This is a genomic window from Acinetobacter sp. UBA6720 (assembly GCF_002454215.1).
Lineage (GTDB): Bacteria > Pseudomonadota > Gammaproteobacteria > Pseudomonadales > Moraxellaceae > Acinetobacter.
On record NZ_DKIK01000142.1, the window covers coordinates 57,140 to 66,098 of the forward strand.

Annotated in this window: 7 protein-coding genes and 1 pseudogene; 6 read left to right on the forward strand and 2 right to left on the reverse strand. The window is 40.2% G+C overall.

The genetic code is table 11. From position 1 onward, the window contains the following. Positions 1–92: 92 nt before the first annotated feature. Positions 93–959: a LysR family transcriptional regulator gene (locus B4F08_RS12575; RefSeq protein WP_228146977.1), complete on the reverse strand. Its 867-nt coding sequence runs from the start codon at positions 957–959 to the stop codon at positions 93–95. A gap of 122 nt (positions 960–1,081) precedes the next feature. On the opposite strand from B4F08_RS12575, the gene B4F08_RS12580 reads away from it, so the two are divergent. Continuing rightward, positions 1,082–1,807, forward strand: coding sequence for an alpha/beta fold hydrolase (locus B4F08_RS12580; protein WP_291374557.1), 726 nt, complete (start codon positions 1,082–1,084; stop codon positions 1,805–1,807). Positions 1,808–1,968: 161 nt separating this feature from the next. On the opposite strand, the gene B4F08_RS12585 is transcribed toward B4F08_RS12580, so the two are convergent. Further along, positions 1,969–2,589, reverse strand: a complete 621-nt coding sequence (locus tag B4F08_RS12585; protein WP_086208707.1) for a TetR/AcrR family transcriptional regulator — start codon at positions 2,587–2,589, stop codon at positions 1,969–1,971. A 132-nt stretch (positions 2,590–2,721) separates the two neighbouring features. Between B4F08_RS12585 and B4F08_RS12590 the strand changes: the two genes are divergently transcribed. The 5 genes and pseudogenes from B4F08_RS12590 to B4F08_RS12610 all read left to right on the forward strand — a co-directional run. After that, entirely contained in the window at positions 2,722–3,564 is an 843-nt protein-coding gene (locus B4F08_RS12590) for an enoyl-CoA hydratase-related protein (protein WP_086208708.1), read from the forward strand. Between the two features lie 72 nt (positions 3,565–3,636). Beyond that, on the forward strand, positions 3,637–5,145 hold the full coding sequence (locus B4F08_RS12595) for a phytoene desaturase family protein (protein ID WP_291374560.1): 1,509 nt from the start codon (positions 3,637–3,639) through the stop codon (positions 5,143–5,145). A 10-nt stretch (positions 5,146–5,155) separates the two neighbouring features. Further along, complete coding sequence (locus B4F08_RS12600; RefSeq protein ID WP_291374561.1) at positions 5,156–6,322, forward strand: FAD-binding oxidoreductase; 1,167 nt, start codon at positions 5,156–5,158, stop codon at positions 6,320–6,322. A 72-nt stretch (positions 6,323–6,394) separates the two neighbouring features. Beyond that, a complete protein-coding gene (locus B4F08_RS12605) occupies positions 6,395–8,062 on the forward strand; it encodes a long-chain-fatty-acid--CoA ligase (RefSeq protein WP_291374562.1) in 1,668 nt (555 codons plus the stop codon). A gap of 631 nt (positions 8,063–8,693) precedes the next feature. Next, a pseudogene (locus B4F08_RS12610) lies at positions 8,694–8,959 on the forward strand (amidase family protein); the annotation flags it as partial.

Consider the following 8,959-nt stretch of genomic DNA (forward strand, 5'->3'; position numbering starts at 1 on the left):
CAAAAATAATTTAGAAAAACTAAATAGTTGAGTGTCATAGCAAGCGTAAAATTGAGCTAAAAATATATTCAATGCTATGGCTACTGTTCCTTTTAAATTCCAAATTTAAGTAAAATAAAATCAATAAAACTCTTTAATTTAGGCGTCATTCTACGATCACGTGAATACAAAATATGTAATGAACCAATCACTGGCTCATACTCAGGTAATACCCGTATTAATTGCCCTCTTTCCAAGTCATCCGCCACTAGCTCATAAGGCTGTAAAAGTAGCCCCTGTCCCGCAATCGCAGCTGCACGTAAGGCTTCACCACTATTTGTCCAAAATCTGCCTGTAATTAAAACCGAACTTATCCCATTAGGCCCTTTAAATGACCATTCTGTGCGCAAAATAGAATGTGTAAAGACCAAACATTCATGGTTTTTTAAATCTTCTGGTATCGACAGTGGAGCACTAGACTGAATATATGCTGGAGAAGCACATAATACGAGTTGATAAGGAGCCAACCCCCGCACCAATAGCCCACTATCCTGCAATTCACCAGAACGAAAAATAATATCGTAACCTTCCTCAACTAAGTCGATTTTACGATTGCTGAGATTCAATTCAACAGAGACTTCAGGGTAGGTCTTTAAAAATTCGGTAATGGCGGGTGCCAAGGCATGATTCCCAAAAGTGACGGGTGCGCTGATACGTAACTTGCCTCTAGGCGTTGAACGTGTCTCCGCTAAAAAAGCCTCTGCTTCTTGCATCTCAGCCAAAATATGCTTGGCTTTTTCATAATAAATCCGTCCTGCATCAGTCAGACTTTGCTGGCGAGTTGTCCGATTCAACAACTTAATTTCTAAGCTTTGTTCAAGAAATCTTATGTGCTTTCCAGCCACTTGTGAAGATAGATCCAACTCAATTGCTGCGGCAGAAATAGAGCCTAGCTCCACAGCCTTAACAAACACTTGCATACAAGAGAATCTATCCATTTGAATCTTTTTATACCTAATGTTGATATTTTTAGATAATTTATCTCAAATTATTTCCTATGTATAGTGAGCACATCAACAATATTCAAATCAAGAGATACATCATGCAAAACCATCAACACACAGATACTCAAGCAGCCTATAACCATAAACCAACAATTGTACTTGTACACGGTGCATTTGCAGACGGTTCAACATGGAATCAAGTTCTCAAACTTTTACACGCTGAAGGCTTCAATACTATCGCGGTACAAAACCCTTTAAGCTCCTTAGATGACGATGTAATCGCAGCTCAACGTGTATTAAATAGAGTTGAAGGTTCGGTCGTCCTTGTGGGGCATTCTTGGGGAGGCATGGTGATAACTGAAGCAGGACAACATGAGTCAGTAAAATCTTTGGTTTATGTCGCCGCTTTTGCACCCGCCGTTGGTGAGTCGATCGTCGACTTAGGACAAGGCCTTCCTGCACCATCGGGCTTTGCTCATTTAGTCAGTGACCAAGACGGCTTTTTAACTTTGAGCCTTGAAGGTATTGAACAACATCTTGCACAAGATCTTAATGACTCTGTTCAAACCCAATTGATGTATGCAACACAAACCCCAATTCGGGCAAGAAACTTTGAAGAAAAAGTAAATGCTGCCGCGTGGAAAGTGAAACCATCCACTTATATCATTAGTGAAGATGACTATATGTTGCAACCTGAGCTACAAAAGAAAATGGCTGAAAGAATGTCAGCTAATATCACCACCTTGAAGGCAAGTCATGTTCCACATTTGTCACAAGCAGCTGAAGTTGCAAAAGTAATTATTGAGGCAGCATCAAAAGTTTAACAGTTATATAAACGGATGATTAGAGCTTAAAATGTTTCATGCATTCAGCAGAATGCTGCATTTTAAGCCTCTAAAAGCATTTCCACGATCTAGCCATAAAATTAAATCACAAACATAAAGATTTACGTTATTCAATCACAAAAGAAATGCCATATACCCTTTTACTCAAAATCTAAATGCGCCTTCACCAATTGATTAAACCCTAAAAGTGCTTTTTCAATTACAGCATCTTTAGAAATATGTTCTGGTAACTCAAAAACATTATGAATCATCAATGACGCGAGTCCGTGTGCAAAAGACCATGCGGCCAGTGCAGCAGAACGAACTTCTTTGGACTGAATATCTTTTTCAAGCACATCCGCTACACACTGCTCTACCACAGCATAAGCATTTTTTCGTGCCGTAGAAAGAGTAGGATTCATTTCACTATGTGCCAATTGAGAACCAAACATTAACTGATACATGGCAGGATGTTCAAAAGCAAATAACATGTACTGCCGACTAATCACCTGCATCTTATTTTTCTTGTCTATCCCTTGCTGACATTGTCCCAAAACACTTTCTAACTGAGCAAAGCCTTGTGCGGCAAGATGACTCAATAGTTCATCCTTATTGGCAAAGTGATGATAAACAGCCGTTGCACTCACACCCACTTGTTCAGAAATAGCCCGAATAGACAACTTATCTGGTCCGACTTCTTCAAGCATTTTCTTTGCTTGATCAATGAGTTGGGGTTCAAGATTACCAACATGGTAATTTTTTCTTTTGACGGATTTGTTCATAAAGTGCTGAGTAAAAATCAATATTCTTCTGCCATTTATCCTAGCATAAATTTAAATGCACCATTTAAATTAATCTTTACACTGTAAAGATTAAGGTTTAGAGTATTTTTTAAACATCTTAAGGACAGAGTGATGAATCAAAATTATGAGTGCTTTCAACTGAGTATTCAGGCTCAGATTGCGCATATACAACTTTCCCGCCCTGAAAAAGCAAATAGTTTAAATTTGTCTTTCTGGCGTGAATTTCCTCAAGTGATTCAACAATTGCATAAATCTGGACAGATCCGAGCGTTGATTATCTCGGCTCAAGGTAAAGTATTTTGTGGAGGTCTTGATCTGAGCATGTTTAGTAATCAGGCCGAATTTCATGCACAAAATGCTGTAGCACGTGAAAGCATCATGCAAAGCTTAGCTCTGATGCAAGACGCATTGACTTGCCTTGAAAAAGTTAGATTCCCTGTAATTGCAGCAGTACATGGTAGTTGTGTCGGAGCAGGTTTTGATTTAATTGCAGCATGTGATTTTTGTTTTGTGACTCCACAGGCCAAGTTTCGTATTGAAGAAACCAATATTGGGATGATGGCGGATATTGGCGTATTACAACGCATACCCCATCAAATTCCCTTCAATCTTGCCCGCTATCTTGCTTTCACGGGAGACACATTGCTCGCTGAAGATGCGTACCGTCTCGGACTAGCGGTTAAAATTTTAGAAACACCAGAAGCACTATTGGAACATTCTTTTAGCATTGCAAAAAATATTGCTGTAAAGCCACCTGTAGCCATGCAAGGCATTAAACGCAGTCTACTCTATAGTCGAGACCATAATGTGGCTCAAGCCCTAGACCATACTGTGATGTTGCAATCAGCTATTTTAAATGGACAAGATATTTTAACCATGGTGCAAAGCCGTATGTCTGAAGCATCACCGCAATTTGAAAACTTACACCCGATTCAATTCGCTGAAACTCAATAAAGCGCTAGAAAAAATCAACCCTTTCTAATTTTTTTTAATCAAATCTTACCAGTGTTAAGATTGGAGTTTAAAATGCAAAACTATGATGTCGTAGTCATTGGCTCTGGCAACGCAGGCTTAACTGCAGCCGTCACAGCACAAAAGGCAGGCAAAAAAACCTTACTGGTTGAACGTCATAACATACCCGGTGGCTGTGCCACCTCTTTTGTCCGTGGTGATTTTGAATTTGAAGTGGCATTGCATCAACTAAGTGGTTTAGGCACAGAAGAGCGCCCATTTATCATGCGACAGTTATTCGATCAACTCGGTGTGATGGATAAAGTCGAATTTGTACAAGAGCATGAACTTTATCGACTCGCTGTTTCCAATCAGGTCGATATCACCTTACCCGCAAGCTGGTCAGGGATTCGTAAGTTGCTACAAGCACAGTATCCTGCTGAGGCCGATCAACTTGAAAAATTTATGTTGGCCTGTGAAAAAGTCACTTTAGAAGGTTTTACAACCCTACCTAAAGCACAAAAAAGCAATGATCCACTGCTCGTTGATCAACTCTGTCCATACTTTAAACGCTATGGTCTACGTTCTGCCCACGATGTATTGCATGAGTTTTTCACCGATGAAACCTTAATCAGTATTTTGGCGACCTATTGGTTTTATTCAGGTATTCCACCCAAAAATCTCTTATTTAGTGATCTCGCCAATATGTTATATGCCTATGCGGTGTTTAAGCCATGGCATATCAAAGGAGGATCACAAGCCATGTCCAATGCGCTGTTGGAATCGTTCTTAGAGTCAGGCGGTGAAGCACAATTCAACTGTGGTGTGGAAAAGATCATCACTCAGGATCATGCCGTCACTGGGGTTAGGCTTGAAGATGGGCGCTTGATCAACTGTAAAGCCGTGATTTCCAATGCTAGTCCTGTACTCACATTTAATGAATTATTAGACGATCCCCTCCCTACAAAAATTCAGCAAGACTTCAAATCTCGACGTATGGGAACATCTGCCTTTGTCATTTATTTGGGTCTAGATTGCACCCCAGCACACTTAAAGATCAATGCAGCATCAACCTTTATTTCCTCGACCATGGACTGGGAAAAAACCCATGACAATATGGAAAGTTTTGATAGCCCTATTTCAGGAATGCTGACCTGCTATAACTACGATGATCCACAAGCTGCTCCAGAAGGCAAAAGTCAAGTGGTGTTGGTGTGCTTGCAATATGCTGATGTCTGGAAAAATGTGAAAGCCGAAGACTATGCCAAAACCAAATATCGTTTTGCGGATGAATTAATTGATCTGATTGAACAGGTCTATCCGAACCTACGTCAACACATTCAGGAAGTTGAAGTCGCGACACCACTCACCATGATGCGCTATTTGAATACTCCAGGCGGTGCAATTTACGGTTATAAGCAAACACGCGAAGACACCAGTTTTATCCGAGACCGATTGAATCATTTACAAGGGCTTTATTTTGCCAGTGCGTGGACCACGATGGGCGGATTCCAACCGACTTATGCTGCGGGAGTATCTACAGCCAAAGCCGTGGTGCGTCAACTCAACAAAATGGCACAATAGGAGCTAAGCAATGTCTGATCTACATATTTTAAATGCAGTCACAGGCTATCAGGAAATTATTCAAGCCAAATCTGAACTAGAACAAAATGGTACAGACTTTTCTGAATATAAAGGCCAAGTGCAACGGATAATGCACTCGCTGCATCCCAAGCGTATTGATTTGATTGTTCAGGCGATTATTGAAGAAACGCCAATGACTAAAACCATCCGCCTAGCCTCTCAGCATGGTGAAGCCTTGCCAGCATTTCAAGCAGGTCAATACATCAATCTATTTGTCACTGTGGCAGGTACTTACACAGCTCGTCCCTATGCAATTGCATCTTCGCCAACCCAAGCAGACTACTATGATCTCACCATCAAAAAAGCAGACGCGGGCTTTGTTTCACACTATTTGGTCGATCAACTATCGGTAGGACAAATCGTGCAAAGTAGTGGTCCAATGGGGAACTTTCACCACAATCCGCTGTTTCATGGTGATGATCTGGTGTTTTTGGCAGGTGGCTCTGGTAGTGTGCCAGCGCGCAGTATGCTTTTAAATCTACTTGAACAAAATCTTCAACAGCGATTCCACCTGATTTATGTCAATAGCTTTGAAGATGATGTGATTTATGCCGAAGAGCTCAGAGCACTGGCCAAACAGTATGCTCATTTCACTTTAACCGAATATATCACTCGTCCGACAGCAGACTATCAAGGTCAAACAGGACGATTAAGTGCAGAGCGCTTGAGCGAATTATTAGGTACAGAGCCGAAACAAAAGATGTTCTACATCTGTGGCCCAACGCCATTTAACCAAAGTTGCCAACAACTTTTGGCTGAGTTAGAAGTTCCTGCTCGACGTATTCGAGTTGAAGCCAATGGTGCCCCCAAAGCCCCAAACACACAGTCAACTTGGACGTCGGACATTGCATTAAATCAAGAAGTGACAGTCACAGTAAGAGGCAAAGGACAGTTTACTACCACGGTTGGTGAGCCTTTACTGAACAGTCTAGAACGACATGGTTTCTTTGTCGAAAATGCCTGTCGCTCAGGCGAATGCAGTCTGTGTCGGATCAAACTGATTTCAGGTGAAGTCTTTAATCCCGACGAGGCGCACTTACGCCGCTCAGACCGCCAATTTGGCTGGATTTATAGCTGTGTTGCATTTCCACTCAGCGATATTGAAGTAATGCTTTAAATCATTCTGCTGAACTTTTTAAAAAAGTTCAGCTTTTTATTTTTAAATACATGCAAAACAAAGGAATAAAGCATGAACAATAAGTTATGGGAAAAAAGTTATCCAAAACAATTAAAAAATTATCAGCTCAATGAATCACTCCTGTCAGGCTCGGTCAGTGAATTCTGCCTTTATGCCGCGCAACATTATCAAGACCAACCAGCATTTAGCGTGGTTCTACCCAATGGTTTTAGCCAAAGTCTAAGTTTTAAAGAAATTCACTACTATTCAGACCATTTTGCCAACTATTTAAAACATGTTCTCAAGTTGAACACAGGTGATGTCGTTGCCATCCAAATGCCCAATAGCCTGCACTATCCAATTGCAGTCTTTGGCATCTGGAAAGCAGGGCTCATTCTCACCAATATCAACCCACTCTACACCGCAACTGAGCTCAAGCATCAGCTTCAAGACAGCGGCGCCAAACTGCTGATAGCCTGTGATTTATTTCTTAAAACCGCACAACCTGTCCTGAATACACTGAAAATTGATTTGGTCGTAGCGAGCTTAAGCGACTTTTTTAATTTTCCTATTGGTCTGATGATTAAAATGAAAATATCCAGAGACATCACCACACCAGATATCCCCTACCAGAGTTTTAAACAGGCCTTAAAACTGGGTGAAAAAATAGTCGATCCGCTCATTTACCAAGATCACCCAATTGCCCTATATCAATATACAGGGGGAACCACTGGCAAAAGTAAAGGTGCTGTCATTAGTCATCGTAACCTATTAGCGGTGATGAAAATGGCGGAAGATTTTATCCAAGCATTCTCAAGCAAAATGGAAATTCAACAAGGTGACAACATACTCACTGCACTACCGATGTACCATATTTTTGCTTTTAATTTCAATTTTTTACTTATGTTTCATAAAGGTGGACATAATATCCTCATCCCAAACCCTCGCCCCTTGGACAATCTTAAAAAAGCCTTCCAACAATTTCGCATTTCTTGGCTAACTGGTGTCGATACCCTGTATGCAGGTTTATTACAACAAACATGGTTCCGTAATAATCCGCCACCACTCAAAGTCGCCATTTCAGGTGGAACCAGTTTGCGCCCCTCTACAGCCATTGAATGGGAAAAAGTTGTCTCACCGATTGTAGAAGGTTACGGTATGACAGAAAGTTGTTGCATGGTCTCTATCAATCCACCAAGTATCAACAAAAAATTAGGATCTATCGGTCTTCCACTGCCCAGCTTAGAGCTAAAAATCGTGAATGATCAAGGACAAGCAATAGGCATTAGGCAAGCGGGCGAACTTTGGGTAAAAGGTGCAAATATGATTGAGCAGTACCTCAACAACCCGACAGAAACAGCAAATAGTATAGAAAATGGTTGGTTTAAAACGGGAGATATCGCCACAATGGATGAAGATGGATTTTTAAAAATTGTAGATCGTAAGAAAGATTTGATTATTGTTTCTGGTTTTAATGTTTATCCAAACGAAATTGAAGATGTGTTAACACAACATCCTGAAATTATTGAAGCAGCCGTCATTGGCATAGCAGACGAAACCACAGGCGAAGCCGTTAAAGCATTCATCGTCGTCAATAATCACGACATTTCAACTGCGGAAATCATAGGCTTTTGCAAACAAAGTCTGACCAACTATAAAATTCCTAAACATATTGAGTTTCGTACAGAATTGCCTAAATCTCCAATTGGTAAAATCTTGCGGGCCCAACTCAGAAGTTAACTGCCGTTCAGCTCCATCCCCTTCAAAGAATCAAACTAACTGAAGTACCTTGGAAAATATTATACCTTTAACTAAAAATTAATCCCTTGTTTGTGTCAAAAACCCAGATTGAGTAATACCAGTCCGTTAAGAAATGGACGGGTATTACTTTTTACTTCTAGGCTTTATTTAATACATGACAACGTCATCCCTAGCCTAAATAAGAATATAAGCATGGCATTTTTACGGTGCAAGACAAAAGACTTCTTTAAAATAGGCTACTTTTTAAAAAAGCTACTCTAGGGCAAAAGTGAATAGGTTTTGCGCTGAGATATAATGTGAATAGTGAGAAGGCTAAGATGCTAAATATGAAAATGCTTAACTGATCAGGCTGATTCAAATTGTGAGCTTTTTTTGCTCATGTTCTGTGAGTATCTAAGATCGCAGCATGGTATAAAAGCACCATTACATCCCGTTTGATCTTGTTTTGGTGCAGAATCGAACACCAATAAACATTCGCATCAGAATTCAGAAATAAACAATAAGATATTGATATTAAACAACTATAATTAAATAAAAATTAGATTTATCAAATTGGCATAGTTTCTGCATTTTTGTATTCCATCATGTATACAAGTTGGAATGCAAAAAAATGAGTCATAACAAATGCATTGGTTGGACACTTCAAGAATGGCAAACAGCTTATCTGAACCATGACATTCATCTTGAAGACTTAATCGACTATGTAGCGCAATTACCACAACCTGATCATGCATGGATCTCTATTGCTAGCAAAGAACTACTTATTCAGCAAATCGAAACCTTAGCACAAAAAGCACAACATGCCTCAGATTTGAGTAAAGAACTGCCGTTATATGGTATTCCTTTTGCGGTCAAAGACAACATTGATGTTGCTGG